This is a genomic window from Arthrobacter sp. S41 (genome assembly GCF_004320535.1).
GTDB lineage: Bacteria > Actinomycetota > Actinomycetes > Actinomycetales > Micrococcaceae > Glutamicibacter.
The window spans coordinates 234,699-261,133 of record NZ_SIHY01000001.1; the positions used below are offsets into that span (position 1 = coordinate 234,699).

A 26,435-nucleotide genomic window follows, 5' to 3' on the forward strand; every position below is an offset into this window, starting at 1 on the left:
AGGATCAGATGGCGCTGGGCTCCATGCCCGCGGCCTTCAAATAACTGTTCAGCGTGTGGGCTCGGTGCTCACGGCAGGCAGCTTCGATCTGAGCAGGGGTTGCATGGCCTTCAATCAAATCCAGTAGCGCGTCGTGTTCCTTGACCGATTCGCGGGCACGGTACGGGATGTGTGTGAAGCTGCTGGCACGCATCGCTGCAAGTCGGCGCCATCCGCGCTGCACTAGATCAAGAATGTGCGGGTTGGGGCACTGGCCGTAGAGCAGCTGGTGGAACTCGGTGTTCATGCGGGTGAAAGCTACCGGATCAAAATCTTCCAAGCATTGACGCATTTTTTCGTTCAGCGCTCGGGCCTTGGACAGCCACGCGGCGTCCATGGCATCGGCGGCTAGCGCGGTTGCCGCAGGCTCAATAATCATCAGCGTCTGCATGGTGTGCAGGTAGAGGGTGGAATCAACCTGGGCCACCGTGGCTCCGACATTTCGAGTGAAGTGAACTAGCCCTTCAGCTTCTAGCCGGCGAATTGCTTCGCGTACCGGTACTACCGAGCAGCCAAGTTCTTCGGCAATAGTGCCAAGCACCAGACGGTACCCGGGGGAGTAGGCGCCGGTGTTGATTCGCTCTGAAACCAGTTGGTAAGCGACCTCGGACTTCGAAGCAGTCATTAGAGTGACCATGAATCTAGCTCCGGGCATCCTGCTTCTTGCCAAGCGTTGTACTTGGCTTTCCACTCAGCATTCATTGGGAACAGGCCTTCAATGCCGTAGCCACGTTTGACCATGGCGAAAATGAATTCATCATTGGACTCGGTGACTACCGCTTCTGCGGCAACTTCTTGAACCATTGCTGGTGGGATGACCACAATGCCGTCTGAGTCTGCAACGATCACATCGCCTGGCTGGACTGATACGCCACCGCAGGCCACGGTGATGTCTTTGTCCCAAGCCACATGTTTGCGCCCCAACACTGCTGGGTGGGCGCCGTTGTAGAAGACCGGGATATCTAGGTTGGATACCGCGTCAAGGTCACGCACACCACCATCGGAGATGATGCCGGCTGCACCAAGCTGCTGAGAGCGCAGGGCCAAAATATCGCCCAAGGTGGCCGAACCAGTCTCCCCGCGGGCTTCCATCACAAGAATTTCGCCGTTATTCAGTGAGTCAATGGACTGCTTCTGAATGTTGTAGCCGGCACCGTGAGCTTTGAAGAGATCTTCACGGTTGGGGATATAACGCAGGGTGCGGGCGGTGCCGATCACGCGTTGCATGCCCTTGGTGGCACCTGGTACTTCGATGTTCACGTTGTTCAGTCCGCGCTTGCGCAAAGTGGCGGACAAAGTGGCGGTAGCAACCGAGGCGAGTTGTTCGCGCACCGAGTCGGTGAGCACGTCTTTGCCGCTGATCACTGGTGGCAGGCCGGCCGAAGCACGGTCACCGTACGCGTCTTCCTTGTCTTGTTCGGTGAGCTTTGGCTGGTTTCCGAAAGGCGCAAAAGCTGAAGTTCCCTCGGTAGCCGTGGTCTTAAGCTTTCCGGTGGTGGTGCCGGTGATCAGATCAGTGACCTCAACCTCGACCACATCGCCTGGGAAGAAGACGGTAGAGCCGGCAGGGGTGCCAGTGAGGATGATGTCTCCTGGCCGCAGGGTCATCTGTTGGGAGAGATCAGCGATGATTTGTGCAAAGGAGAAGAGCAGTTCTGAGGTGGAGGCGTCCTGCGCGAGCTGACCGTTAACCCAGGTTTGAACGCGTAGCTTAGCCGGATCCAGTGAGGCCGCTTCCAACAGGCTGGGACCAACTGGTGTGTATCCGTCACCGGACTTAGAACGGATATTGGATCCCTTGTCGGCGTACTTCATGTCATGGACACCGAGGTCGTTAGAAGCAGTAACCCAACCAACGTGGCTCCATGCGTCCTGAACCGAAACACGGCGGGCAGCGGTGCCGATGATCAGTGCGATTTCGCCTTCAAAGGCCAAGAGCTCGGTGCCGGCAGGTCGCTCAACACTTCCGTTGGTGGCAGCTAAGGAGCTTGACGCTTTCATGAAGTAACTAGGGAACTTCGGGGTGCGCCCGCGCTGGGCTGCACGCGAGGAGTAGCTCAGGTGAACAGCCAGAACTTTACCTGCCTGAGCGAAGGTCTGATCGGTTACTGGAACAGTAGTGGTCACCGTTGATCGTCCTACTTTCGTCATGGATCATGTCGTACATCAAATCGTATACGATCAGTGTGCGCTGAATCTCAATGACTGTCAAGCGCGTTAATTAAAGCAACAAAAAGATTGGCTGCTAGGGCCGAAGATCCCGCGGCGTGAAGCCAAAAGTAAAGGCGCCGTTCAATGAAAATTTCATTGAACGGCGCCTTTAAATGATTCTCTGTTCGGCTTCAAACCACGGCCGGATTAGACGCGAATCGCATCGACGATCCGCACCCTTGCTGCCACCAGCGCGGGAAGAACACCGGTGAGTGCACCGACTGCGATCGACACACCGATGCCGGTCAGCGCTGCTCCAACAGGGAAGCCTGGCATCTGGTCGATGCCTTGTCCAAGCACCAAACTAATCACCTTCGGGTTAGTTACCACCGCTACTGAGATCAGCACGCCGAGGCCACCGGCAACCGCGGTAGCCACAATGCTTTCCATCATGACCGAGAAGAAGACCCTGCCGGTTGTTGCGCCAAAGCTGCGCCGGATACCCACTTCGCGGATGCGCTGCTTCATCGTCACCATAGCCACATTTAACAGACTCAGGGATCCAAGCAGGAGGATGACCCCAGCAATGCCGCCAGCTGCCAAAGCCAGCTGTTTGAGGCTTTCATCTGCGCCCCAAGATAAGTAATCAGAGCGCATGGATTGCACGGAGTAGCCAGGAAGCTCGGTCTGCATCTGGGAGCCGAAATGTGCTGCTAGTACTTCGGAACCCTCGATGGGCACCCACATTTCGTAGCTAGCATCAGTCAGCGGTGCAGAGGCCGCAAACCAATGATCATAGGTTTGCGGGAGCATCCACAGCTGGCCTCCGAGTCCGCCTTCCTTCGTTGAGGTTGCTCCAATGACCGTGACGGTAATTTTCTGGTTTCCGGCGTTCATTTCAACAGAAGCCGGAAATGATCCTTGATCTAATCCCAGTCCCTGATACAAAGTTCGATCAACGACGACGGCTGGAGCCAAATTCTGCGCGTCCTCAGCTTCAAGCCAACGGCCGTGCTGAGCAAAGATCCGGTGAATCGGTGCATAGTCAGGATCCACGATCATCACCTCAGAATCGAGGGTGGCCCCTTGGGCGGAGACCTGGTAGCCAAATGATCGGGAAACCATGGAAGCGTACTCGACGTTAAAACGTTCAGCGGTTTTGGCGAAAGCCTCGGTGACCTGAGGGCTGACCGAAGGAACTTGTTCGCCGCGCTCGTTCATGGCGTAGGTGGTGATTAGTGCTGGTCGTCCATTACGTTCCAACTGTTCAGTCATCAGCTGTTGTGCCATCCCGGCTGCGGCAACGGCCGTCGTTAAGGATGCCACGGCAATGGTGACTCCAATAAGCGAGAGCAACACACGCAATTTATGGATGCGTAGTTCCTGCCAAGCCTCTAGCAAGGCAGCAACAAAACCGGTGAAGATCCTGCCTAGGGAATTCACTGCGCCACCTCCGCAGCTAATCCCTTCAGCACACCGTCTTCTAGCCGGAATTGCTCACGGGCCAGGGCGGCTACGTTGATGTCGTGCGTGATGGTGATGAGGGCTGCCCCAGACTCAAGCGTGGCAGCATCGAGTAATTCCATAACTGCTCGACCGGTCGTGACGTCCAATGCGCCGGTCGGTTCATCGGCCAACACAACCCGGGGTTTGCGCACCAGTGCACGAGCAATGGCTACACGTTGTTGTTCACCGCCGGAGAGTGTTTGCGGCATTGAATCCAATCGGGCGCCCAGGCCCACCTTCTCCAAGGCCTCGGTGGCGAGGGTTCTCCTGCGCCAGAAATCTCGGCCGGTGGCGTACATCAATGGCGCCATGACATTCTCCAAGGCGGTACGTCCGGGCAACAGATTGAACTGCTGGAATACAAAACCGAGGTCTCGGCCGCGGGCATGTGCTGCACGTCGAGCACTGAGTCTGGTTGCATCTTGACCACGCCATGCCAGATTGCCCGAGGTGGGTCGGTCCAATAGGCCGAGGATATTGAGCAGGGTCGATTTGCCGGTGCCTGAGCGTCCTACAATGGCGATGTGATCACCTTCGGAGACGGACAGACTGATGCCGTTCAAAATGTGGAGCTCACTGTCATCGGGCATCAACACACTACGAGTGACATTCTCGAGCTTCAGTAGCTGAGCACCACTCATTAGGGATAAATCTCCATACCCGGCTCCACTTCAGGAGCGGGGGCAGAGCCTGGCACGTAGCGTAGAACTTCAGCGTCGGCCTTGAGCCCGGAACGTACCTCAACGACCTTGCCATCGGTGACGCCAAGTTCAACTTCTGTACGAACTTCCTTACCTTCGTCATTAAGACGCCAGACGGCACCCTTGCCGACAAGTCCACGTACCGAAGTCACCGGAACGGTGAGTACGTTTTCTGCGGAACCAGCGTCGATTTCCATAGTCATGTCCAAGCCATCAAGTACCACCACGTCCTCGGGGATATCGCAGGAGATCTCACTGCCTGAGTTTGGTTCGCTTTGTGAGTCATCTGAAGGTATGTTCGTTTCCGCGTCTTCTTCAGTTGACTCGGGAGCTGCGTTCTTTGACGCGGAGTCACCGATATTCAGGTTGCCGCAGGTGAAGGGTTCAGGGCCGCCTGTGATGCTGACGGTAGCTTCAAGGGTTTCGTTCATGATCCGGTAGCGATCTAATGCCTTGATCGTGCCAACGGCGTGGAAGCCTTGCGGCTGGACGGTCCCCAGATTTGCGCCCTTTTCGACGTCGTCCCCGATCTTGAAATCCATCGCTGCGATTTTGCCAGCAGCTGGTGCATAAACATCGTGATAGGAGACGGTCGTTTCCGGCGAGGTTGTTTCTGGTTCTCCGCTTACATCTGAGGGTTGTTGATCTTCGGCAGATGAATCTTCCGTGGTTGTCGGCTCCGGAGAACTTTCGACACGAATCTGGAAAATCCTGTCGCCTTGGCTGACATTGGTGCCAACCTGCACAAAGGTCCAATTGACGACGCCAGTGGACGGGGAAGTGAAGGGCAGGGAATCGACAAGCTCGATGGTTCCAGGAACTGAAAGAGTGTTCTTGATCGTGTCTTTTTGGGCGACTACTGTTTCCGCTGGGATTTCACCTGTTGGATAAAGCTGATCGTCGGCCTGGGGCGAGCTTCCGCTGAAAGCTAGTTTGACCAAGCTGACAGCAATCAGAGCTCCGATGATTAGCCATGCACAGGGGAGGACAATGCGCTTGAAGACGCGCCGCTGGCTCATACTACTTCTCTGTTCATCCTATCTTTTTATCGAAACACTCAGGTAATACCAAGGTAATATGCAGATTGTATCCATATTGTTATTTAGCATTCTAGACTTTTAAGTCTCAGGTCAAGATGCAATTGATCGGTAAGTGAACTAGCCTACGGTCATGGACCTCGGAAAGAGTTCGCGTCGATATGGCTGCTGAACTGCAGTTAGAGACATCTGTAGCGCAAATTGTAGGCTCACAAACTTGAAGCCCGAATCAAGGGCGATTCGGGCTTCAAGATGTTTAGTTGTTCATTAATGCTGGTGCAGCATGAACCTGATGCGCCTTACTTGGACACGGACTTGCTGTTGGTGGAAGCAGCCCAACTGGCTGTCGGAATCGACAGACGGTAGGTCTTCTTCTTTGACTGAGTAACAGTCAGCTTGGCCGTACCCTTGGTGAGCTTCACAGTCTTCAGCGTCTTCCACGAGGTGCCTGACTTAACCTGGAACTTGGCGTTCTTGGCGTTGTACTTGATGTAGCCGTAGCGATCCGGAGCGTAGACCTGAGCCTTGGCGGTCAGAGTGACCTTGCTGCCCCGACGAGCGGCCGTTACTGAGCTCTTTGCCTTGCCACGAGCGTAGAAGGTCTTGCTGGTTCGGTCCGTGTAGTCCGAGTAATCGGACCACATCATGTCGTAGTCGTAGTCCCAGTAGCTGGATGTTGCCGAGACATCGGCGGGGCCAACCTTATAGGCGCCGAGACCGTAGAGGCCTGGGCAGATCATCGCGCGCTCTGAAATCTTGCGGTTTTCTAGCGAAACCCAAGAAACGACTCCGCCATTCTTGGTTACGTCGATAAACGCATAAGCGTCTTCGTAGTCCGACTTCACCTTGGTGGAAGCCTTGATGGTGACGTTGCGGCAATTTGTATCTGCCACGGTGAAGGACGACACCGAATAACCGGTGATGTCAATTGGACGTTCGCTTGCCTGTGCTGGCATGGTGCCCAACGCCAGCGCCCCGGTGATGACCAGGCCCACGGCAGCGTTGCGAACACGGCGAATCGTGGAAACTTTCATGATGTACTCCCCATAAGAGTGCGAGTGATTATCCAAGGTGGATTCCTTGAATGAACTAAGAGTAAGTGACGGGGGAGACAATTTAGCTTTGACGATAAATCATGACATTGCAATCAATCTTGAATTCACAAAGACCATGCGTTCACTACTATTATTGATACATTTTTCGCCAAGTCCTTGGTCTTTGGAATTGCACTGACACAATAGGTTTCATGCGTATTATTTTGATCCGTCACGGTCAGACATCATCAAACATTGGACGTCATCTTGATACCGGTGAGCCCGGGGCGCCCCTAACCGAGTTGGGTCATGAACAAGCCAACTTGTTGCCTCGTACTTTGGAAAACGAGAAAATCGACGCCATTTACGCATCCCCACTTTTGCGAACACAACAAACGGCTCAACCATTAGCCACAGCGCGCGGGATCAGTGTGCAGACCCGTTCTGGAATACGCGAGATTTCCGCCGGTGACCTAGAAATGGCCAACGACGAAAACTCAATTCAGACTTATCTCAAAATCGTCATGGAATGGGCTGACGGTTCAGAGCGGGCGATGATTCCCGGTGTCGGGGAAAACGGAGGCGATGTTCTTCGAAAGTTCGACCGTGTAGTTGATGAAGCGCGGACTTCAGGGGTGGACAGCGCGGTGTTTGTCTCACATGGTGCGATCATCCGTAGCTGGGTTGGATCGCGGTGCGTCAATATTGAGCCTGGTTTTGTTGCGCAAACTCCGGTGTTGAATACCGGTGTGGTTGTCGTGGAAGAAACCGACGGGCAATGGCGTGTTGTCCAATGGCAAGAGCAGCCAATTGGTGGTCCTGAAGTTCAGTCTCCTGAATCAGACGGGCCGGCCGCCGAAACGCCTGATGGCAATTAGAAATCAACACTAGTTGAGCCGGAAGCTATCCTCGATCTAGCATCCAAAGTGTTTGCGGACTAAACGACGCAAGCCGGTCCTGCCCGAAGGCAGGACCGGCTTGCGCGGCTTGCTTTAGATTTTGGGTCAGCGTTAGTTATGCCCGAGCACCTTCGCGTGCCGCGGCGGCTTCACGCTCGTCGGCTTCGCGCAGTGCACGCTCCACACGATCAACGTCGCGGACCGCACCCTTATCGGCGGACAGAGCCATGGCTGCATAAGCACGCAGCGCAGGGGAGACCACACGTTCGCGGGTTGCTGGACGGTAACCGGTGGTGGAGATCAAACGTTCGCGGCGTTCGGCCAGTACTTCCTCGGAAACGTTCAAGGTCAGCTCACGAGTCGGGATGTCGATGGAGATGGTATCTCCGTCTTCAACCAATGCGATCATGCCACCGGAAGCAGCTTCTGGGGAAACGTGTCCGATGGACAGACCCGAGGTACCACCGGAGAAGCGACCGTCGGTGATCAGTGCGCAAGACTTGCCCAGACCGCGACCCTTGAGGAAGGAAGTTGGGTAAAGCATTTCCTGCATACCCGGTCCACCCTTAGGACCCTCATAACGGATAACAACAACGTCGCCTTCCTTGACCTGCTTGTTCAAGATCTTTTCTACGGCTTCATCCTGGGATTCGCAAACCACGGCTGGGCCGGAGAAGGTCCAGATCGATGGGTCAACACCAGCGGTCTTGACCACTGCACCGTCTACGGCGATGTTGCCGCGAAGCACGGCCAGGCCGCCATCCTTGGAGTAGGCGTGCTCTACCGAGTGGATGCAACCTGCTTCTGCGTCGGTGTCCAGTTCTTCCCACTGAGCCGACTGCGAGAAAGCGGTGGACGAGCGTACGCCACCTGGGCCTGCATGCCACAGGGCGAAGGATTCCTCGGTGGCTTTGCCGCCACGGATATCCCAGTCATCAAGCCATTCACCCAAGGTGGTGGCGTGAACGGTGTGGACGGTTTCATCTAGCAATCCGCCTCGACGCAGTTCGCCAAGGATGGCAGGGATGCCACCGGCACGGTGAACATCTTCCATGTAGTAGATCTTGCCAGCGCCTGCAGCGTTTGGTGCAACCTTAGCCAAGCACGGTACACGGCGGGACACTGCATCGATTTCATCCAAACCAAACTCCACGCCAGCTTCGTGGGCGGCGGCGAGCAGGTGCAGGATGGTGTTGGTGGAACCGCCCATGGCGATATCCAAGGCCATGGCGTTGCCAAAGGCTTCGACGGTGGCGATATTGCGAGGCAAGACCGTCTCATCGTTGTCGGTGTAGTAGCGGTTAGCGATGTCTACTACCAGCTTGCCGGCGTTTTGGTACAGGTCCTTGCGGGCGGTGTGGGTGGCAAGGGTTGAACCGTTACCTGGCAGTGACAGACCCATGGCTTCGGTCAGGCAGTTCATCGAGTTGGCGGTGAACATACCAGAGCAGGAACCGCAGGTAGGGCATGCGGCCTCTTCGATACGCAAGAGGTCAGCGTCCGAGATGTTTTCGTTCACTGCGTCCGAGATGGCATCCACGAGGTCCAGGGTACGTACGGTGCCATCGACCAAGGTGGCGCGTCCGGATTCCATGGGTCCACCGGAGACAAAGACGGTAGGGATGTTCAGGCGCAGTGCGGCCATGAGCATACCCGGGGTGATCTTGTCACAGTTGGAGATACAAATCAGTGCGTCAGCACAGTGTGCATTGACCATGTATTCCACGGAGTCAGCGATCAAATCGCGCGAAGGCAACGAGTAGAGCATGCCGCTGTGGCCCATAGCGATTCCATCATCAACAGCGATGGTATTAAATTCTCGGGGGATACCGCCGGCAGCCTCAATGGCTTCGGAAACGATGCGACCTACTGGCTGTAGGTGGGTGTGTCCGGGGACGAACTCGGTGAAGCTGTTGGCCACGGCGATGATCGGCTTGCGGCCAAGATCTGCGCCATTCACGCCGGCTGCGCGGAACAGTGCGCGGGCGCCGGCCATATTGCGGCCATGGGTAACGGTGTGTGAACGAAGTGTGGTCATTTTAAAATCTCACCATAGATTTGTTCCGAAACCCAGACGGTGACGATACTAGTAGTACTACTACCATGATATGAGGATCGGGATATGAACGCAGGTCAGCGTCGCCGCGAAGAATTGGCGGCCTTCCTCAAAGACCGAAGAGCTCGCGCCGACAGGGCTTCGCATGGTTTGCCCGAAGTGGGACGCAGTCGAGTGCGTGGATTGCGCCGTGAAGAAGTGGCCACCCTCGCTGGGGTATCTGCCACCTGGTACACCTGGTTGGAGCAAGCTAGAGACATCAATCCCTCACGTCAGGTGATGCAGTCTCTTGCGCGTCTCTTCCGCCTAAGTGCAGTAGAAACCAGCTACCTCTTGTCCTTAGCCGGCCACGGTGAATTGGCGCCGGAAGAATCCAGCCCAATGACTGACGCATTACAAAGACTCTTAGACGTCATGAATTTCCCGGCCTTCTTGCTGTCTGCAGACTGGGCCATCATTGGCTGGAACGCCGAGTATGCGCAGCTCTATCCGAGAATTACTTCTGTGGACGTTGAAGACCGGAACTTGTTGTGGCTCGTGTTCACCGACGCTCAATTGCGCGAGATGCTTCCAGACTGGGAAAAGCAGAGTCGTGGTTTTGTGGGAAGCTTCCGTGCTGAAACCAGAGGCTGGCTCAGCCCGTCGGGAGAGACTGGAATCGTCGCACGAGTCTCGGCGGCTTCGGCTGAATTTGCTGCGATTTGGAATGAGCGAGATGTTGCAGGATTCCAAACAGGGGAGCGGGTCTTCCGCCATCCAGCCAAAGGGCTAACCAAATATGAACAGCACAACCTGACGCCAGCTGAAGCCCCAGACCTTACCCTGTTGATGTATACGCCACTGTAAAGGAATCTCTCAGCATCCTGTTGTTCTCGAAGAGCAACGAGGCGGTCAACATCAATGTTCATCGCTGGAAATACCTACGAAATCTTCCCCTGCCACACTGGAAGCACCACATAGTTTGGTGGGGATCGCGGAGATCGGCAGGCAACCGTTGAGTCTCCCACGTTGAACCGGGCAGCGGCGCCCCTTGCACGAAGGGGCAGATAATGTTTGGGCTCGAGCTAGTTGTCATATTGGGAATCACCATCGTTGTGTGTACCGGGTTGGCCAGCCGGCTGCATATCGCACCCCCGGTGCTTCTGTTGCTTGGCGGTCTTCTGTTGGGTTTTCTGCCAGCACTTCGCGAAGTCTCCCTGCCACCTGAAGTGGTGCTGTTCTTATTCCTTCCAGCGTTGCTCTTCTGGGAGAGCCTGACTACCTCGCTGCGCGAGATTCGAGCTAATCTTCGCGGAATCATTCTTGCCAGCACCTTACTTGTGCTGGTTACCGCTGGAGTCGTGGCTAGCATTGCGCATGTATTCGGCATGGCTTGGGGCCCAGCCTGGGTGCTTGGCGCGGCACTGGCGCCCACTGATGCCACGGCCGTTGGTGCACTGACCCGCACCTTCACACGCCGAGACGTGACAATTTTGAAAGCCGAAAGTTTGATCAACGACGGCACAGCTTTGGTCATCTATGGCATCGTCGTCGGAGCTACGGTAGGAACCGAAAAGATCACTATTGCTCATGTCTCATGGTTAGTGCTTCTGGCTTATGCCGGCGGGATGCTGATCGGGGCGGCCCTCGCATGGACCATACTGCGATTGCGCGCTGCGATGGATAGCCCAACCCAAGAAACGGTACTGACCTTCTTGACGCCATTTCTTGCATACTTCATCGCAGAGACCATCGAAGCATCAGGGGTGCTGGCCGTAGTGACTGCCGGGCTCATCATGAGCCAAGCCAAGCCGCGCAAGTCACGTGCCGCATCCAGGCGTCAGTCCCATGGCTTTTGGAGCCTGTCCACGTTCTTACTGAACGCTTCACTCTTTGTGCTGGTTGGGCTTGAAATGCAAGCGGCCATGAGGTCACTGGACTCCAGTCTCATTGCACGGGGCTCGGTGCTGCTGGTTGTCATTTCACTGGCCTTGGTCCTAGTGCGCATTGGTCACCTCTTCTCGGTGACCTACATTATTCGCTGGATAGACCGGCGCCCGGCGCAGCGTCTTCGCCGAGTCAGCCACAAAACACGCATCGTTAATGGCATGGCGGGATTCCGCGGAGCGGTGTCTCTAGCCGCAGCACTTGGCGTGCCATTGCTGGTGGCCTCCGGTGATCCGTTCCCGGAAAGGGAATTAATTATCTTTGTCACTTCAGGCGTCATCGGAGTGAGCATACTTGTCCAGGGTTTGCTACTGCCGGTGGTGGTCCGATGGGCCCAAATGACGAGGGATACTGCCATCGACGAGGAACGCTACTTGGCCGAAAGAACGGCAACCGAGGCGGCCCTTGTTGAACTGGACGAAGCCGCCACCGTCCTAGGCGCGGACAAAGCCGTGAGCCAGAAGCTACGCGAGGACTTCGAAACCCATCTGCGTATCATCAACGCCGGAGCCACGGACGGGGAAGTCGACGACGAGGTACGTCGAGACCGGCAATACCGGGCACTGCGCTTGCACATGTTGGAGCGTAGGCGTGAGACCGTGATTCGTCTGCGCAATGAGGGGCACATCGATGACACTGTCCTACGGCTGATCCACAACGACATGGATGCCGAAGAGCTGCGGCTAGGACCCGAGCGATTCTATTAAAGCTCGGATCCCATTTTGCCGCGTGGGAACTTAGACGAGCGGATTGATACAAAATCTAGTCAAGGTCCAGCGTGAAATCAGAACCATCCTTGCGCGGAATGGTGATGGTTCCCAGCTCTTTCGCCGTTGCCGGTTCCATTGCTACCGAGACAATCCCAAAGTCGGTAGCTTTGAACTCCACCGGTGGACGTAGATCTTCGTGATTGCCCGGAATCTTCAGCAAGACGGTACGGACGTCTTTCTCTGCCACATCTGGTGGAAGCATTGCCAGAACAACGCCGGGCTTTTTGTCGCTGCCATCGATGTTCAGCGTCAAGCCGTCCTTCTGTACCTCAGCGGGAGCGTCGCATTCAGTTTCGGGACCGTTAATAGTTGCACTGCCGTCACCGTCTCCGCTTTGCGCCCAGGCAACCAAGCATAGGTCGCCCTCTTTATTGGTTGCAGCAAATTCTTGGGCGTAGGACAACGGTGCCAGGGCCCGGAAACTGGACTTCTTGATGGATGAATCGTTGAACTTCTGAGACGGTCGGTCCTCGTCCGTCTGCGGCTTGGCCAACGTGGGAATGATGTCTTTCGCGCCGACGGATGCCGATGACCTAGATGCCGAGGCTGATGGTGTGGAGGATGATTTATCCCCGTTCTGCGACTGGCTAGTTGCAGAAACTGGCTCCGCCGAAGTGCCGGATTCTTCGCTGGTTGGGGACGTTGCGGAGCAGGACGTGGCCAGAAGAACGGCGCTGAGTCCAATGAGTAGCGGGAGCTTTGATTTCATCAGAAAACCTCGAAGTCTGTTGTGGATGTATCAACAAAGATGACGATCGTGCAGTCGATGGTGCTCATTGCGTTTTGACCAGCTGAACAATTGCCTGAGTAATTAACAGCATGTAGCTATACGTTTGAACCGCTCTTAGAACAAGACGCTAACATTTAGCGAATCGGCCGGGCAAGCATTTTAGTCAAGATAATTGCTGAAAGAGATCAATCGAGGACTGTCGATAGTTTGAAGGTGAAATCTGGGTGAAGACTGGCATGGTGAACCATCAGGACATGACTTGTCCTGATGGTCCTAACTGCTCCTCACGCTCAAGCGCTAGTGGCCTAAGAAATCCAGTGCTTTCTCCTTGAACTCGCGACTGGTGACCGCATTGGCGTGATTGCGTCCGGCCAGCCACAGCACCTCGTTTGCAGTGCCCGCTTCTCGCAGTAGTCGGCGTAATCGAGGCATGGTGGTTGCTAGATCGTCTTGGTCGCCAGCGACTAGAAGCGTGGGGACCGAAGGGATCTTCGCTGCGGGATCGTATGGCTCTGACTTGATGGCTTCGATCAGCTCAAAAAGGGCCGTGAGGTCATTGCTAGGTTCGGCAGAAGCAATCTTCATGATGGTTGCCGTGTAGTCATCGTTGATCGGTTCACCGGAAGTGACGTTGGCCTGAGCTTGCACAAGATTAAAAGCGGCCAACGGATCGCCGGCTCCTGGGCCACCCATTATCAGGTGCTCCACCAAGTCCGGATTAAACGCCGCAAACTCCCATGCGAGGCGGGAGCCGAGCGAGTAGCCGATGACATCGACTGGTCCTTCGTCTAACTCCATGACTATCGCGGCCAGCGACTGGCGAATCTGGCTAGGTGCCCAATTTCCCTCGTTGCGACGTGGGTCCTTGCCGTGCCCGGGCAGATCGACAAGCAGCACATTGCGCCCAGCATCAGTGAAATATTTCAGCCAACGCGAACGCTCCCAATTCAATTCACCAGATGAGGCGAAGCCGTGGATGAATAGCACGGATGGGTCACTCACCTCAGTGTTTGTGCGAATCACTCGAAGATTTAGATCCAGTGTCATGCCATTGATCATAGGCTATTGTGTCCTGAATTCAGGACAGAGGTTAGCGTCAATCGAGACTTAATGTCAGAATGACTCTAACGAAATCTACGTAGTGAAAATGAGGCAACATCATGTCATCGGTTCCGGGATGGGCCAACGTCAACGAACGGCGCAACCTGCCGCCGGCCTTGGCGGTCTCCACGGTGATCCTTGGCATCCGAGAAGGACAAGACGGTGGCCCGGATAAACTCTGCCTGCCACTGGTGCGCAGAATCCGAGAACCACACCAGGGACTGTGGGCCCTGCCCGGTGGACCCGTTGACGCACAAGAATCCTTGGGCCAAGCCGCGGGACGCAACCTGGCCGAGACCACCGGACTGCGCCCTAACTATCTTGAACAGCTCTATACCTTCGGTGATATCGATAGATCTCCAACGCACCGCCTGGTCACCATCGCCTACTTCGCCTTACTCAATGCCAACCAAGTCGGCACAACAGTCCAAGACGACAACGTGGCTTGGTTTGATATCGATGATCCGGCAATCGCGCAGCTGGCCTTTGATCACCGCAAGATTGTTGACTACGCGTTATGGCGCCTGCGTAATAAGACCGAGTACGGGCAGATTGCCCACCGACTGCTCGGCGAACGCTTCACCCTGGCAGCACTACGCGGAGTATATGAAGCCATCTTAGGACGAAGGCTTGATCCAGCGAACTTCCGCCGCACGCTGAAGAACACCGCGACCATTGAGGCCACCGACGAGTACCTCGCTGGCGGACAACACCGACCTCCACGGCTTTACCGCTATGTAGGCCACGGACCTGACCCGCTGGAAGTTGATCCCACGCAGGCCTAGAACTTTTCACCAGCTTTATCTTTTTTGATTCGCAAGAAATGGACAACCCCATGAGCACCGAACTAACTGACAACTTTGGATCTGTCGCCCAGAACATCACCCGGCTGAACCTCTTGGCTCCAGATTCCACCTGCTCCACCGACTTGGCCGCAAACCCGTGGGATACCCCGGCCGGTTATGGTCCTGGTGCTTCCCAAGAAGACAAGATTCCTTCCGGGTACCCGGTGCAGGGCTCCATCCCCGAAGAGTACTTGAAAGCCAGCGATGCTGAACTAGATGCTCGGATCGTGGCGGCCAAAGAAAAGCTGGGGGAGAAAGCAGTTATCCTCGGACACTTTTATCAGCGCGATGAAGTGGTGAAATACGCGGACTTTGTTGGTGACTCTTTCCAACTGGCCAACGCAGCCTTGAGCCGAGACAAGGCTGAGGCGATCATCTTCTGCGGTGTGCACTTCATGGCTGAAACCGCCGACATTCTTTCCCATGATGACCAAGCGGTGATCCTGCCAAATCTGGCTGCAGGCTGCTCCATGGCCGATATGGCCGACGGTCCCAGCGTGCAAAAGTGCTGGGAGGAACTCACGGCACTTTACGCAGATGAAGAAGATGACGGACGGATGCCAGTCATCCCGGTGACCTACATGAACTGCTCCGCTGAACTCAAGGCTTTTGTGGGTCGCAACGGGGGATTGGTCTGCACCTCATCCAACGCAGCGACCGTCTTGGAATGGGCCTTTGAACGCGGACGCCGGGTACTGTTCTTCCCTGATCAGCACCTAGGTCGTAATACCGCCAAGGCTATGGGCGTGCCACTAGAGCAGATGCCAATGTGGACACCGCGTAAGGAATTGGGCGGTAATGAGTCCCAGACTGTACTCGACGCCAAGGTCATCTTGTGGCACGGTTTTTGCTCCGTGCACAAGCGCTTCACCCCGGCCCAAATTGCCAAGGCACGTGAAGACTTCCCAGGTGTACAGGTCATCGTGCACCCCGAGTGCCCAATGGAAGTTGTCGACGCAGCAGACTCTGCCGGCTCCACCGACTTCATCCAAAAAGCTATCGCCGCCGCCACCGAACCAACCATCTTCGCCATTGGTACCGAGATCAACATGGTCAACCGTTTGGCTGCGCAGTACCCACAGCACACGATCTTCTGCCTTGACCCAGTGATCTGCCCCTGTTCCACCATGTACCGGATCCACCCCGGCTATCTCGCTTGGGTACTAGAGGAACTGGTAGAAGGACGCGTAGTCAACCAGATCACTGTGCCAAAAGAACAGCAGGGTGACGCAAAAATTGCCCTAGAGCGCATGCTGGCAGCAAAGCCATGAACAAGGCATTAAAGGAAGACCGGAAGCTGGTGATTATCGGCTCCGGTGTGGCTGGACTCTGCGCAGCATTGGAGGCCGCTCGGTTAGAACTGCCAGTAGTCATGGTGACCAAAGAGCAACTAGGTGCCGGAAACAGTGCCTGCGCTCAAGGTGGACTTTCGGCGGTGACAGCTCAAGGTGAGGCAGTAGGAGATAGCGTGGCTAGCCACGTAGCTGACACCTTGCGCGCTGGTGCCTGGTACGGCGGTCAAAATGCGGTTCAGGAACTATGCGGTGCAGCTGCCGAGCTGGTCAGCACGCTGGAAAAGTATCAGGTCCACTTTGATACCGATACGGCAGGCAACTATGAACTTGGGCTGGAAGCCGCGCACAGTGCTAACCGGATTCTGCATGCAGGCGGAGACGCTACGGGCGCAGGATTAGTCGCTGCGCTGACACAGGCCGTTCGAACCGCTGTGCAGGAAGGCAAGATAGAGCTTTTAGAGCATGCTCTGGTCACCGAGATCGTTTCCGGTGATGATGGACAGCGCACGGTGAACTATCTAAAGGGAAATCAGCAACAGTCTTTCAATGCTGATTCGGTGCTCATCGCTACCGGTGGTATCGGCTCCCTGTACCAAGCGAGCACCAACCCGCAAGGTGCAACCGCTGACGGAATTGCGTTAGCTGCCCGTGCTGGAGCGGTGATTAGTGATCTGGAATTTATTCAATTCCACCCCACCTTGGTTGACCCAGCACTTCACCCGAATGCCGGCATGATCAGCGAAGCGGTACGTGGCGAAGGTGCCGTCTTGGTCAATGAACTCGGACAGCGCTTCATGCTGGAGATTGATGAGCTGGCAGAGCTTGCACCACGAGACGTGGTGGCCCGAGCGATCCACGCCCAATACCAAGCAGGCCATCAAGTCTTTATCGACGCCCGCGAAATAGAGAGCCAGAGAGGTGAAGGGTTCCTCGCCAGCCGTTTCCCTTCCATTAGCGCGCGGCTGAAAGCGTGCGGACTGGATCTTGCAGTGGCCCCAGTACCTGTGGTGGCAGCCCAGCACTATGTCATGGGTGGAATCCACACCGACACCCATGGACGTACCAGTGTGCCAGGGCTCTATGCAGCCGGGGAATGTGCCAATACCACTGTGCACGGGGCCAATCGTTTGGCCAGCAACTCGTTACTGGAAGCGATGGTCTTTGCCCGCAAAGCCATCTACGTCATGAGTACCGATGCGCCGACACGAGTCTGCGAGCTCAGCGACCTACAAGTTACCCAGTTGCCACCGGTGTGGACCAAAGCGCCATTGGACCTAGCTCAGCTACAAGCATTGGCTAGTGAGCACCTCGGGGTACACCGCAGCGGGCATGGACTTGAACAGCTAATTTCCGTACTGGATGCCAGCGTCCCGGTAGCTCAAGAGCAACGTGCCCAAATTGAACTCAACAACCTGTTCACCAGCGCACGAATCATTGCCTACTCCGCGCTGACCCGTAAACAAAGTCTCGGAGCGCATCACCGACTTGATGCGCCAGCTGGCAGTGATAACAACAGACAGCGTTTCGGTTGGGTCCTAGATACCGCGAAGCCAATAATCAATCAGTCTGAAAGCAAGGAAGTCCACGCATGAACCAGCCCATCCGTCCAGTACCGGCCCAAGCTATTGATCGCATCTTGGACATCGCTTTTGCTGAAGACAATCCACGGGGAGATCTCACTGCAGATTCCATCGTCCCGGTGGGCGCGGTGGCTACCGCAGTAGTCAGCGCACGTGAACCTGGAGTACTTGCCGGAGCCGAAGTCTTTACCCGGGCCATGAAAATGATCAATGCTCAGATTGAGGTCACTGCGCTGATCCAGGACGGAGAAAAATTTGAGGTTGGAGCGCAACTGCTCAAAGTTCACGGACCAGCAGCCTCGGTATTGACCGCAGAGCGGGTAGCACTGAACCTATTGCAGCGTATGAGCGCTATCGCCACAGCTGCAGCGCAGCTGGTAGACCTCGTTGCGCACACCAAAGCTCGCATTGCCGATACCCGAAAAACCACACCGGGCCTACGGGTACTTGAACGGTATGCAGTGCGTTGTGGTGGGGGAGTGAATCACAGAGATAATCTCTCCGACGCATTCATGGCCAAAGATAACCATCTGGCATTGCTCGGTGAGGGTGAAGAGCTCACTAAAGCGCTGGTAGCGGTTCGCGCCCGGTTGGGACACACCACCGCCATGGAAGTTGAAGTGGATCGAATCGAGCAGATCCCCGCAGTTCTGGCAGCCGGCGTAGATGTGATCATGCTGGATAACTTTGATCTTGCAGACATCCCCGCAGCTATAAAGCTCATTGATGGGCAGGCCATCATCGAAGCCAGCGGCACGGTTAGCGCTCAAACTGTCGGACCTATCGCTGAAACGGGCGTGGACATCATCTCCAGCGGAGCCATCACCCACTCGGTGCGAGCCATTGACCTCGGTTTGGATATGGTTATTGCATGATCTACATGGACGCCGCCTCCACCGCACCGCCGAGACAAGAGGTTCTTGACCTCGTCACCCCGCTACTTACTAGCAACTACGGCAACCCGGCGTCCCTACACGAATTGGGCCACCAAGCTAAGCGCGCCAGCGACTGGGCCCGCGCTCAAGTTGCCGATCACCTCGGGGTAGACGAAAGCGAAATTTACTTCACCTCTGGTGGCACCGAAGCCGATAACACTGCAGTGATCGGTGCAGCCTTGGCCAATCCGCGTGGAAAAGTTGTCGTGACCAGTTCCATTGAGCACCCGGCTGTACTAGAGGCCTGCGCCTATCTGGTGCAGTTCCATGGCTTCACCCACCGCATGATCCCGGTAGGGCGTAACGGAATCGTGGACATGGACGCAGCCAATGACCTCATTGATGAGCACGTCGCAGTGCTATCGGTGATGGCGGTGAACAATGAAGTTGGAACCATCCAACCCATCAAGGAACTAGCTTCACTTGCACACGCAGCCGGTGCCTTGATGCATACCGATGCGGTACAGGCCGCTGGATGGCTGGACGTTGCGCTGCTCGCCACCCACGTTGATGCACTGAGCATTTCTGGGCACAAGATTGGCGCATTAAAAGGAAGCGGAGTCCTGTACTTCAGCAACCGTCATCGCCTGGTCCCTTTACTGCACGGTGGGGGACAACAAGGCGGTGTACGCTCAGGCACTGAGAACCCAGCAGCTGCAGTAGGAATCGCACGAGCCCTGCAACTCGGCGCCGAGCAGCGTGAAGCATCAGTCGGTGATAGCTACTCGAAGTACCTCATTGAGCGCATCACCAAGGAGGTGAACGCAATCGCGCCAGGCCTAGTAGAACTCACCGGGGATCCTGAACAACGAATCGGCGGCATCGTTTCCTTCGTCTTCCCACGCACCGCGGGCGAAACAGTACTCATCGAGTTAGAACGTCGAGGAGTGCTGTGCTCTTCTGGTTCGGCCTGCTCGGCCGGAAGCACCGAACCCTCAGCTGTGCTCACGGCCATGGGGTACGAGGAGGAACTCGCACATACCGCCGTACGTTTATCCTTCACCCGCAGCACCAAGGAAAACGAGATCAGTCAGGTAGCCAGCGCGGTGGTCGCCACCATCAAATCTCTGGTGAGCTAAGCAGCCAGAGGCTTAGCGGTCAGCAGCTTACCGCTCAGCGACAAAACGCTTGGTGACGGAGATGTCTCGGTCGCCAAGGCCCGCATCAATGACTTCCTCAATGGCCGCACGTAGCTGGGGCAGTAACACCACATTGGTCTCGGTGGCTTCGGCGATCTCGTTGGCACCGTGAAGATCTTTACGCATGTACTTGATAGCACCAGAAGGTGAATCATCACCTGAGACCAGCCGATCTTTACGGCTATCAAGTAGGCGCGACGACGCGTACCCGTGACCCAATAGGTCCCACATGGCTTCCAGATCTAGCCCGGAACGCTCAGCCAACACCGACGCTTCACCCAAGGCAAAGATGGTGGCGCTGACAACCAATTGATTACACGCCTTAGCAACCTGACCGGACCCGAGTTCGCCTAGACGCACCGACGTGCCACAAGGTGCCAATGCCTCAGATGCTCGTTCACAAAGAGCTTGTGATCCGCCAAGCATGATGGAAAGCGTGCCTGCTTTGGCACCATCCTCACCGCCTGAGACCGGTGCGTCGACGACGTAAATGCGCTCGCCGAAACGTGCGGTGAGGTCTTCAGCTAGTTTGCGTACCCCGGGGGCCGAGCACGTGGAGCCAATAAGAAGCAGTAGTGGTGGGGCTGTTTCGGATCGCTGTTCCAGCCCGGCCAAGAGTCCTTGAGGGCCTTCCAGGGTTTCGCTGATCTGTGGAAGGTCCGGAAGCATAAGTAGAACTTCATCGCATTCGGCCGCTAGTTGTGCCGCATTGGATGCCCACCGAATGTTTTCTGGGTTTGTGCCGTCTTCCAACTCTGATCGTAGGTCGGTGAGCACCTGGTCTTCCGGTCGGCTGGAAGTCACGGTAACCACTCCGTGGCCCTCGGCTAGCAGTCTGGCCATAGGACGTCCCATGGCTCCAAGACCGATCACGCCTACAAGAGGTGTGTTCTTTTGTACTGGTGAATTCATCAGCAACTCCTTTGTTGTGAAGTGGAACGACGTAAAAAAGGGTGGTCAATATAGAGAACTCTGTTCAATATACTGTCCAAGACGCTATGCTGTCACCAGACGGAAGGAAAACAGAGCAATGACGCCTACAACACAACGCCTGCGCGTGGGAATCGCCGTAGATGTACCCGCAGCAGATATTGAACTCATGCAAGAACTCGAACCCCGCTTGGATTTCATTTATGAACCGGGGCTTTACCGGCCCCAGCGCTGGCAAGGTGACTGGGAGGGTGATCCGCAGTTCACGCGCACGGCCGAACAAGCTGAACGCTATCAAGAGATCATCACTTCATCACAGGCACTCTTTGGAATTCCGGACGTAAACCCAGGACTTCTGAAGAAGACCGTGGGCGAAAACTCGGAACTTCGCTGGGTGCACACCACTGCTGCCGGTGGTGGCGCGCAAGTTAAAGCCGCAGGGCTGACCACGGAAGAACTGGAGCGCGTCGCCTTCTCCACCAGTGCCGGAGTCCACGGTTCAACTCTGGCGGAATTTGCCCTCTTTGGTGTTCTGGCCGGTGCAAAGAATCTGCGCAAGCTTGAAGCTGACCAAGCCAATAAGTTTTGGCCCTCGGAACGCTGGGGTATGCGCCATCTAGATGAGATGACCATTCTTGTTGTTGGCCTCGGCGGCATTGGTACCGCAGTAGCGGAACGCTTTAAGGCCTGCGGATCTACCGTTTGGGGAACCTCGCGTAGCGGCCAACCAGTTACGGGTGTAGATCGACTGATTGATCCTTCCAAGCTGGCCGAAGTGGCTGGTCAGGTAGATGCCATTGTCGCCACGCTTCCAGGCACCAAGAGTACCGAAGGACTGCTGGGTGCTGACGTCTTTGAAGCGGTCCGCGAAGGAACCATCTTTGTGAACGTGGGACGTGGAACTGTGGTTGATGAATCTGCGCTCATCCCTGCATTGCAGGCGGGTCGAATCGGATTTGCTGCCCTTGATGTGGTGGCTCAGGAACCGTTGGATCCGAACAGCGTTTTGTGGGATCACCCGAATGTTTTGATCAGTCCGCATACAGCTGCGCTGAGCAGCCAAGAGACTACGCGAATCGCTCGTCTCTTCGCTCATAATGCAACGTGCTTCCTGGATGGTCAGGACTTGCGCAACAAGGTCGACACCGTAGAATTCTACTAATGACAAGCGAAATTGAGGTTACTGAAGGCATCGGCGAACGGGGTAATAGAGACCCTGCGCCGGCGGTGACCCGAGCCTTGGGAATTCTAGGTCTGCTTGCTGAAGCCGATGGTCGTGCGCTCTCACTTAGTGAGCTCGCACGAACCTTGGGCATTGCCAAATCCTCCTGCGCCAACCTTTGCCAAGCATTGGAAGACGGCGAAATGATACGGCGCACCAGTGACGGATTTGGACTGGGTCGACGCAATGCCGAACTTGGCGGAGCGTACTCGCTGCAGTTCAATCAGGTGCGCGAATTCTTCGGGCTCATCTCATCCTCACCCACCCTGCGTGGTGAGCTGGTGCAGATTGCCATGCTTGATGGCGCGGACGCGCTGTACCTAGCTCGTCATGAGGGGCGTATGCCTTACCGCTTTGGTGCTCCTCTGGGTTCGCGGCTACCGGCCGTCTTTAGTGCGGCGGGTAATGCGCTGCTAATGTCGCTCACCGAAGATCAGCTGACCGAACATATCGACCAGAATCTGCCATTGCGCAGTGGGATTGATGGTCTGGAAGTGACGCCGAAGGAACTTCGTCAACGTTTGACGCTGGCGCGTGAGCGTGGATTTGCGGTGGATGAAGGGCATTCAACCAGTGGCGTTACCGGCGTAGCCGTACCGTTGGCTGCCTGGTCGCCAGGTGATCCGCCATTGGCTCTTGGAACTGCTATTCCGATGGATCAGGCTGACCCGTTACGTGTGGCTGCTGTAGGTACTGCACTACGCGAAGTGGCTGCGCGTCTTGAAAATCCTTGGAGAGCCCGCGCCGCACGAGACTAATTGTCTCTAGCGAAAACTAAATAGTGTTTTAGAGCGTCACCTCGTTTCCCCTTGTGAAGGGCGTGCGAGGTGGCGCTTTTGTTTTCCAAGAAATATCAACCAAAAATAATGCGTCCAATATGTTGTACAGCGTTCGCTATGCTGGTATCTTCAATTCAGGTAGAAGTGATGTGCTTCACTCGTCAAAGGAGACCACCATGAATTCAACGCCAACGGGAGCCACCGGCTCCGGCGGTTCAGCACTTGATGCGAACTACGCTAAAAACCTGCAACGGGCCACCTTGGCCTCGAGTATTGGTAGTGCACTGGAGTATTTCGACTTCGCTCTGTACGGCTTGGCCACGGCGCTGATTTTCAATGTGCTCTTCTTCCCACAAGGCGATCCGGCCATGGCCACGGTGGCAGCATTCGCCACCTTTGGTGTTGGATTTATTGCTCGGCCTTTTGGTGGCCTGTTCTTCGGAATGCTCGGTGACCGGTTGGGGCGAAAGATTGTCCTGATCATCACCATCATGCTGATGGGCGGCGCATCAACCTTGATTGGTGTATTGCCTACCTATCAGATGGCTGGCATCTGGTCCCCAATTCTGCTGGTGCTCCTGCGCCTTTTGCAGGGCTTCGGCGCAGGTGCCGAACAAGCCGGCGCTACCGTGCTGATGGCAGAGTACTCACCAACTGCACGACGCGGATTCTTCTCGGCCCTACCATTTATCGGTATTCAGGCCGGAACTTTGCTGGCCGCGGTGGTGTTCTCGCTGCTAACCATGCTGCCTGAAGAAGCCTTGATGACCTGGGGCTGGCGTGTACCGTTCCTGGCATCATTCTTACTGATCATCCTGGCTGTGCTTATCCGTTCAAAGTTGGAAGAAACCCCAACCTTTGTTGAGATGGAAAAGCGCGAACAGGTCTCCGAGCACCCACTGCGCGAGCTATTCCGCAACGGTTTCCCCGGCGTGCTGGTAGGTATCGGTCTGCGCATGGCGGAAAACGGTGGCTCCTACATGTTCCAGGGCCTGGCACTGAGCTTCTTCGTCACCATTGTTGGACCGGAAGCCGACAAGGGCTTGCTTACCTGGGGTGTGACCATTGGTTCGTTGATCGGTGTCTTCTCGGTACCGTTTGCCGGAGCACTCTCTGATCGTTTCGGACGTCGAATCATTTATCGTGCCGGCGCGGTCTTCATGCTGGTGTACTCACTGCCAGCATGGTGGGCCTTGACCCTGGGCAGCCACGCCTTGGCCATTGCCGTGATCGCAGTGGGCATCGGCTTTGGTGTTGCCACGATGCTTGGCCCACAGTGCGCCATGCTTCCTGAACTCTTTGGCAGTCGTCACCGTTACTTGGGTGTGGCTATGGCCCGCGAAATCTCTGCAGTGCTCGCCGGTGGTTTGGCCGGTGTGCTCGGTGCCTACCTGATTGCCATCACCGATGGCAGCTGGTTGGTCTTGGGACTGTATATGGCAGTGCTTTCGGCCATCACCGTAGCTTCGACCTTCTTGGTTCCTGAAACCCTGCGTCGAGATTTGACCCGCACCGACGATGCAGTCAAGATTTCCTCGGTAGAAGCAGGCGACGATGTCTGGCTCTCCGGCAGTCAAGGTATGGGTGCCTCGGCAGTTTCTGCTCGCACCTCCTTCACCGTAGACCGGGAGCCGGTCTCGATGGACGAACGGTAGATCCCAACGGCCACAAATGACCGTGGGTAGATAACCAAAACTCAAAACGCGAACCTCCAAGCAACTGGGTTGCTTGGAGGTTCGCTTTGTTCTGGGCAAAACACTAATTTTGTGAACCCTGCTACTGGGGGACTGGTTTAGTGGTCTGGACTACCCAGAAGTAGTAAAATGACGAAAAACTTGTTACTCGGCGTAAGTTTTGGCGCTGAGATGGCTGAATTTAGGTGCGCAGAGCGCCGCGATGTGGCAAAGTTACACTGGGCGCAGTCCATAATAGGGCGCGGCACCGGCGCAGTCTCGTGGCTGAGGCCAAAACTAAAGTCAACTCGCATCATTAGTTCGGGTAGCGCTAGACCACGCACATCAGGTGGCAAGCGACTGCACTGAGCCACAAACAGAAGGACCCTATGAGGATTCCTGGACGTAGTGCCGCCTTAGCGCTGGCCGTAACCATGACCATCGGAACAGGTGCACAGGCAGCGGTTGCAACCGCAGCCACCCCTGAAGTTCCCAAATCATTGCCTTCGACTAAGCTCAACGTCGCAGCTGCAAAGTCCACAGTCACCAAGCGCACCACGGCGAATCTGCGCTTGCGTGCCAAGGGCAGCACATCTTCGGCCACCTTGGCGGTCATTCCCAAGGGAACCAAACTCACCATTTTGGGCACCAGCGGATCATGGAGCAAGGTTCGATACGCTGGCAAGACCGGTTGGTCTTCCAACTCCTACCTAGCCACCGTCTCCGCGTCGCAAAACAACGGTGGCGCCGTGCGCTACACCATTGCCAATCTGAACCTTCGCAGTGGCGGTGGAACTAACTATCGCTCGCTAGGTGTGATCCCTAAGGGTGAGCGTGTCACCGTCCTGAAAACTTCTGGCGGCTGGGCCAAGGTTTCTTCTTCCAAGGGCACCGGCTGGTCCAAGGCCAGCTACCTCAAGTCCTCGGGCGTTTCCTCGACCCCAGAGAAGTCCACCCCGGAAACAACGAGCACTTCTCGTTACACCACAGCTAACCTGAATCTGCGTACCGGTGCTGGACTCAGCTACCGTTCACGGGGTGTGATCCCCAAGGGCGAAAAGGTCAAGGTCTATCGCTCCTCGGGCAACTGGGCTCAGGTTTCAACTTCCAAGGGAACAGGCTGGGTCAGCAAGTCGTACCTCGGCAATGCCGCTACGCCGCAGAAGCCACAACCAGCGCCTAAACCAGAGCAGACTCCTACCAAGACTGCCTACGCCACTTCCAGCGTGAACCTTCGTTCCGGTCCGGGAACTAACTACCAGGTCAAGGGAGTTGTTCCGGCTAGTTCCAAGGTTCAGGTACTCAGTGCCGAGGCCGGCTGGTCAAAGGTTTCCGGCAGTGTTGGTGTCGGCTATGTCGCCTCTAGCTACCTGAGCACTTCGGCAACTGGCTCGTCAACCAGCGGGGTGCGCAGCGATACCCGACTGGTCATGAACACGGTCAGCAGACTGTTCGCCGGCGATTTCACCTCACTGGGCACTCTGCGTTCAGGCTCTGTAGGCCATAGCTCAGGACGAGCAGTAGACGTGATGATCCGCAATTACCAGAGCGCCTCAGGCGTTCAGGCCGGTGACCGCATCGCTCAGTTCCTTCTGGATAACCGTCAGCAGCTGGGCATCAGCTACCTGATTTGGCAGGACAAGATCTGGTTGGGTGAGAGCAAGGGATGGGAGCCATACTCTACTTCAGGTAAGTACGGCACTCAGTTCACAAACAACTGGACTGACAACACCCGACACATGAACCATATCCATGTGGAGACCTTTGGTGATTCTGCAACCGGTGGGGCACTAAACTACCGCATGCTGAACGGCTAAAAGCAACGCACAAAGCAGTAGACGCTTGAACATTGTGTTCAAGCGTCTACTGCTTTAATAGGCCTCGGCAGCCGGAGTGCTGGCTCGTCGCACCGCAGCCGGGGCCTGAAGGGCAGCGGGCCAATGAAACCTGACAGAGCTTTCGCCCTTCAGCTCCAAGACTCTGGCGCCTGGCTACAGCGTGTTATAGGTTGGGCGTGTTGTGAACGCTGTCTGCGGGGAAGGACCTGACCCCGCATTTGATATGTGCTTCACCGAACCTTGGGCTCC

General features: G+C 56.0%; 22 protein-coding genes. 12 read left to right on the top strand and 10 right to left on the bottom strand.

Annotation, left to right across the window (positions count from 1 at the left end; all coding sequences use genetic code 11):
• Positions 1–4: 4 nt before the first annotated feature.
• The 6 genes from EYR88_RS01175 to EYR88_RS01200 all read right to left on the bottom strand — a co-directional run bounded on the left by EYR88_RS01175 (position 5) and on the right by EYR88_RS01200 (position 6,504).
• Complete coding sequence (locus tag EYR88_RS01175; RefSeq protein ID WP_131087921.1) at positions 5–664, bottom strand: GntR family transcriptional regulator; 660 nt, start codon at positions 662–664, stop codon at positions 5–7.
• Positions 664–2,166, bottom strand: coding sequence for a fumarylacetoacetate hydrolase family protein (locus EYR88_RS01180; RefSeq protein ID WP_131087922.1), 1,503 nt, complete (start codon positions 2,164–2,166; stop codon positions 664–666). The genes EYR88_RS01175 and EYR88_RS01180 overlap by 1 nt, the downstream gene beginning before the upstream one ends.
• A gap of 231 nt (positions 2,167–2,397) precedes the next feature.
• Positions 2,398–3,633 (bottom strand): ABC transporter permease, encoded by a 1,236-nt coding sequence (locus tag EYR88_RS01185; RefSeq protein WP_131087923.1) that lies wholly within the window; start codon positions 3,631–3,633, stop codon positions 2,398–2,400.
• Positions 3,630–4,337 (bottom strand): ABC transporter ATP-binding protein, encoded by a 708-nt coding sequence (locus EYR88_RS01190; protein WP_131087924.1) that lies wholly within the window; start codon positions 4,335–4,337, stop codon positions 3,630–3,632. Before EYR88_RS01190 ends, EYR88_RS01185 begins: the two co-directional genes overlap by 4 nt.
• Positions 4,337–5,416 carry a hypothetical protein gene (locus EYR88_RS01195; RefSeq protein ID WP_131087925.1) on the bottom strand — a complete coding sequence of 360 codons (1,080 nt, stop codon included), beginning with the start codon at positions 5,414–5,416 and terminating at the stop codon, positions 4,337–4,339. The genes EYR88_RS01190 and EYR88_RS01195 overlap by 1 nt, the downstream gene beginning before the upstream one ends.
• A gap of 317 nt (positions 5,417–5,733) precedes the next feature.
• Positions 5,734–6,504 (bottom strand): hypothetical protein, encoded by a 771-nt coding sequence (locus EYR88_RS01200; RefSeq protein ID WP_131087926.1) that lies wholly within the window; start codon positions 6,502–6,504, stop codon positions 5,734–5,736.
• A 176-nt stretch (positions 6,505–6,680) separates the two neighbouring features.
• On the opposite strand from EYR88_RS01200, the gene EYR88_RS01205 reads away from it, so the two are divergent.
• On the top strand, positions 6,681–7,346 hold the full coding sequence (locus EYR88_RS01205) for a histidine phosphatase family protein (protein ID WP_131087927.1): 666 nt from the start codon (positions 6,681–6,683) through the stop codon (positions 7,344–7,346).
• A gap of 136 nt (positions 7,347–7,482) precedes the next feature.
• Here the strand turns inward: EYR88_RS01205 and ilvD are convergent, their stop codons facing one another.
• Positions 7,483–9,405, bottom strand: coding sequence for a dihydroxy-acid dehydratase (gene ilvD / locus EYR88_RS01210; protein WP_131087928.1), 1,923 nt, complete (start codon positions 9,403–9,405; stop codon positions 7,483–7,485).
• An 84-nt stretch (positions 9,406–9,489) separates the two neighbouring features.
• Here ilvD and EYR88_RS01215 point away from each other — a divergent pair, with 84 nt between their 5' ends.
• Complete coding sequence (locus EYR88_RS01215; RefSeq protein ID WP_131087929.1) at positions 9,490–10,269, top strand: helix-turn-helix transcriptional regulator; 780 nt, start codon at positions 9,490–9,492, stop codon at positions 10,267–10,269.
• A gap of 203 nt (positions 10,270–10,472) precedes the next feature.
• Positions 10,473–12,056 carry a Na+/H+ antiporter gene (locus EYR88_RS01220; RefSeq protein ID WP_131087930.1) on the top strand — a complete coding sequence of 528 codons (1,584 nt, stop codon included), beginning with the start codon at positions 10,473–10,475 and terminating at the stop codon, positions 12,054–12,056.
• 55 nt (positions 12,057–12,111) lie between these two features.
• On the opposite strand, the gene EYR88_RS01225 is transcribed toward EYR88_RS01220, so the two are convergent.
• Positions 12,112–12,828 carry a hypothetical protein gene (locus tag EYR88_RS01225; RefSeq protein WP_131087931.1) on the bottom strand — a complete coding sequence of 239 codons (717 nt, stop codon included), beginning with the start codon at positions 12,826–12,828 and terminating at the stop codon, positions 12,112–12,114.
• A 318-nt stretch (positions 12,829–13,146) separates the two neighbouring features.
• On the bottom strand, positions 13,147–13,896 hold the full coding sequence (locus tag EYR88_RS01230) for an alpha/beta hydrolase (protein ID WP_165477252.1): 750 nt from the start codon (positions 13,894–13,896) through the stop codon (positions 13,147–13,149).
• Positions 13,897–14,009: 113 nt separating this feature from the next.
• Here EYR88_RS01230 and EYR88_RS01235 point away from each other — a divergent pair, with 113 nt between their 5' ends.
• The 5 genes from EYR88_RS01235 to EYR88_RS01255 are packed head-to-tail and all read left to right on the top strand — an operon-like array spanning position 14,010 to position 19,684.
• A complete protein-coding gene (locus EYR88_RS01235; protein WP_131087933.1) occupies positions 14,010–14,735 on the top strand; it encodes an NUDIX domain-containing protein in 726 nt (241 codons plus the stop codon).
• A 50-nt stretch (positions 14,736–14,785) separates the two neighbouring features.
• Complete coding sequence (gene nadA / locus EYR88_RS01240; protein WP_207306450.1) at positions 14,786–16,066, top strand: quinolinate synthase NadA; 1,281 nt, start codon at positions 14,786–14,788, stop codon at positions 16,064–16,066.
• Positions 16,063–17,682 (top strand): FAD-binding protein, encoded by a 1,620-nt coding sequence (locus EYR88_RS01245; RefSeq protein ID WP_131087935.1) that lies wholly within the window; start codon positions 16,063–16,065, stop codon positions 17,680–17,682. The genes nadA and EYR88_RS01245 overlap by 4 nt, the downstream gene beginning before the upstream one ends.
• Entirely contained in the window at positions 17,679–18,545 is an 867-nt protein-coding gene (gene nadC / locus EYR88_RS01250; RefSeq protein WP_131087936.1) for a carboxylating nicotinate-nucleotide diphosphorylase, read from the top strand. The genes EYR88_RS01245 and nadC overlap by 4 nt, the downstream gene beginning before the upstream one ends.
• On the top strand, positions 18,542–19,684 hold the full coding sequence (locus EYR88_RS01255; RefSeq protein WP_131087937.1) for a cysteine desulfurase family protein: 1,143 nt from the start codon (positions 18,542–18,544) through the stop codon (positions 19,682–19,684). The genes nadC and EYR88_RS01255 overlap by 4 nt, the downstream gene beginning before the upstream one ends.
• A 27-nt stretch (positions 19,685–19,711) precedes the next feature.
• On the opposite strand, the gene EYR88_RS01260 is transcribed toward EYR88_RS01255, so the two are convergent.
• Positions 19,712–20,656 (bottom strand): NAD(P)-dependent oxidoreductase, encoded by a 945-nt coding sequence (locus tag EYR88_RS01260; protein ID WP_131087938.1) that lies wholly within the window; start codon positions 20,654–20,656, stop codon positions 19,712–19,714.
• Positions 20,657–20,774: 118 nt separating this feature from the next.
• Here EYR88_RS01260 and EYR88_RS01265 point away from each other — a divergent pair, with 118 nt between their 5' ends.
• From EYR88_RS01265 to EYR88_RS01280, 4 genes are all read left to right on the top strand, one after another.
• A complete protein-coding gene (locus EYR88_RS01265; protein WP_131087939.1) occupies positions 20,775–21,836 on the top strand; it encodes a D-2-hydroxyacid dehydrogenase in 1,062 nt (353 codons plus the stop codon).
• Complete coding sequence (locus EYR88_RS01270; protein WP_131087940.1) at positions 21,836–22,654, top strand: IclR family transcriptional regulator; 819 nt, start codon at positions 21,836–21,838, stop codon at positions 22,652–22,654. Before EYR88_RS01265 ends, EYR88_RS01270 begins: the two co-directional genes overlap by 1 nt.
• Positions 22,655–22,851: 197 nt before the next feature.
• Positions 22,852–24,330 carry an MFS transporter gene (locus tag EYR88_RS01275; RefSeq protein ID WP_131087941.1) on the top strand — a complete coding sequence of 493 codons (1,479 nt, stop codon included), beginning with the start codon at positions 22,852–22,854 and terminating at the stop codon, positions 24,328–24,330.
• Positions 24,331–24,737: 407 nt separating this feature from the next.
• Positions 24,738–26,165 (top strand): SH3 domain-containing protein, encoded by a 1,428-nt coding sequence (locus tag EYR88_RS01280; RefSeq protein ID WP_131087942.1) that lies wholly within the window; start codon positions 24,738–24,740, stop codon positions 26,163–26,165.
• Positions 26,166–26,435: the final 270 nt, after the last annotated feature.

Coding starts and splice junctions, on each gene's coding strand:
- EYR88_RS01265 (WP_131087939.1), top strand. CDS start 20,775: ATGACGCCTACAACACAACGCCTGCGCGTGGGAATCGCCGTAGATGTA.
- EYR88_RS01235 (WP_131087933.1), top strand. CDS start 14,010: ATGTCATCGGTTCCGGGATGGGCCAACGTCAACGAACGGCGCAACCTG.
- EYR88_RS01230 (WP_165477252.1), bottom strand. CDS start 13,896: ATGACACTGGATCTAAATCTTCGAGTGATTCGCACAAACACTGAGGTG.
- EYR88_RS01175 (WP_131087921.1), bottom strand. CDS start 664: ATGACTGCTTCGAAGTCCGAGGTCGCTTACCAACTGGTTTCAGAGCGA.
- EYR88_RS01255 (WP_131087937.1), top strand. CDS start 18,542: ATGATCTACATGGACGCCGCCTCCACCGCACCGCCGAGACAAGAGGTT.
- EYR88_RS01245 (WP_131087935.1), top strand. CDS start 16,063: ATGAACAAGGCATTAAAGGAAGACCGGAAGCTGGTGATTATCGGCTCC.
- EYR88_RS01275 (WP_131087941.1), top strand. CDS start 22,852: ATGAATTCAACGCCAACGGGAGCCACCGGCTCCGGCGGTTCAGCACTT.
- EYR88_RS01260 (WP_131087938.1), bottom strand. CDS start 20,656: ATGAATTCACCAGTACAAAAGAACACACCTCTTGTAGGCGTGATCGGT.
- EYR88_RS01280 (WP_131087942.1), top strand. CDS start 24,738: ATGAGGATTCCTGGACGTAGTGCCGCCTTAGCGCTGGCCGTAACCATG.
- EYR88_RS01215 (WP_131087929.1), top strand. CDS start 9,490: ATGAACGCAGGTCAGCGTCGCCGCGAAGAATTGGCGGCCTTCCTCAAA.
- nadA (WP_207306450.1), top strand. CDS start 14,786: ATGAGCACCGAACTAACTGACAACTTTGGATCTGTCGCCCAGAACATC.
- nadC (WP_131087936.1), top strand. CDS start 17,679: ATGAACCAGCCCATCCGTCCAGTACCGGCCCAAGCTATTGATCGCATC.
- EYR88_RS01220 (WP_131087930.1), top strand. CDS start 10,473: ATGTTTGGGCTCGAGCTAGTTGTCATATTGGGAATCACCATCGTTGTG.
- EYR88_RS01190 (WP_131087924.1), bottom strand. CDS start 4,337: ATGAGTGGTGCTCAGCTACTGAAGCTCGAGAATGTCACTCGTAGTGTG.
- EYR88_RS01195 (WP_131087925.1), bottom strand. CDS start 5,416: ATGAGCCAGCGGCGCGTCTTCAAGCGCATTGTCCTCCCCTGTGCATGG.
- EYR88_RS01205 (WP_131087927.1), top strand. CDS start 6,681: ATGCGTATTATTTTGATCCGTCACGGTCAGACATCATCAAACATTGGA.
- EYR88_RS01225 (WP_131087931.1), bottom strand. CDS start 12,828: ATGAAATCAAAGCTCCCGCTACTCATTGGACTCAGCGCCGTTCTTCTG.
- ilvD (WP_131087928.1), bottom strand. CDS start 9,405: ATGACCACACTTCGTTCACACACCGTTACCCATGGCCGCAATATGGCC.
- EYR88_RS01270 (WP_131087940.1), top strand. CDS start 21,836: ATGACAAGCGAAATTGAGGTTACTGAAGGCATCGGCGAACGGGGTAAT.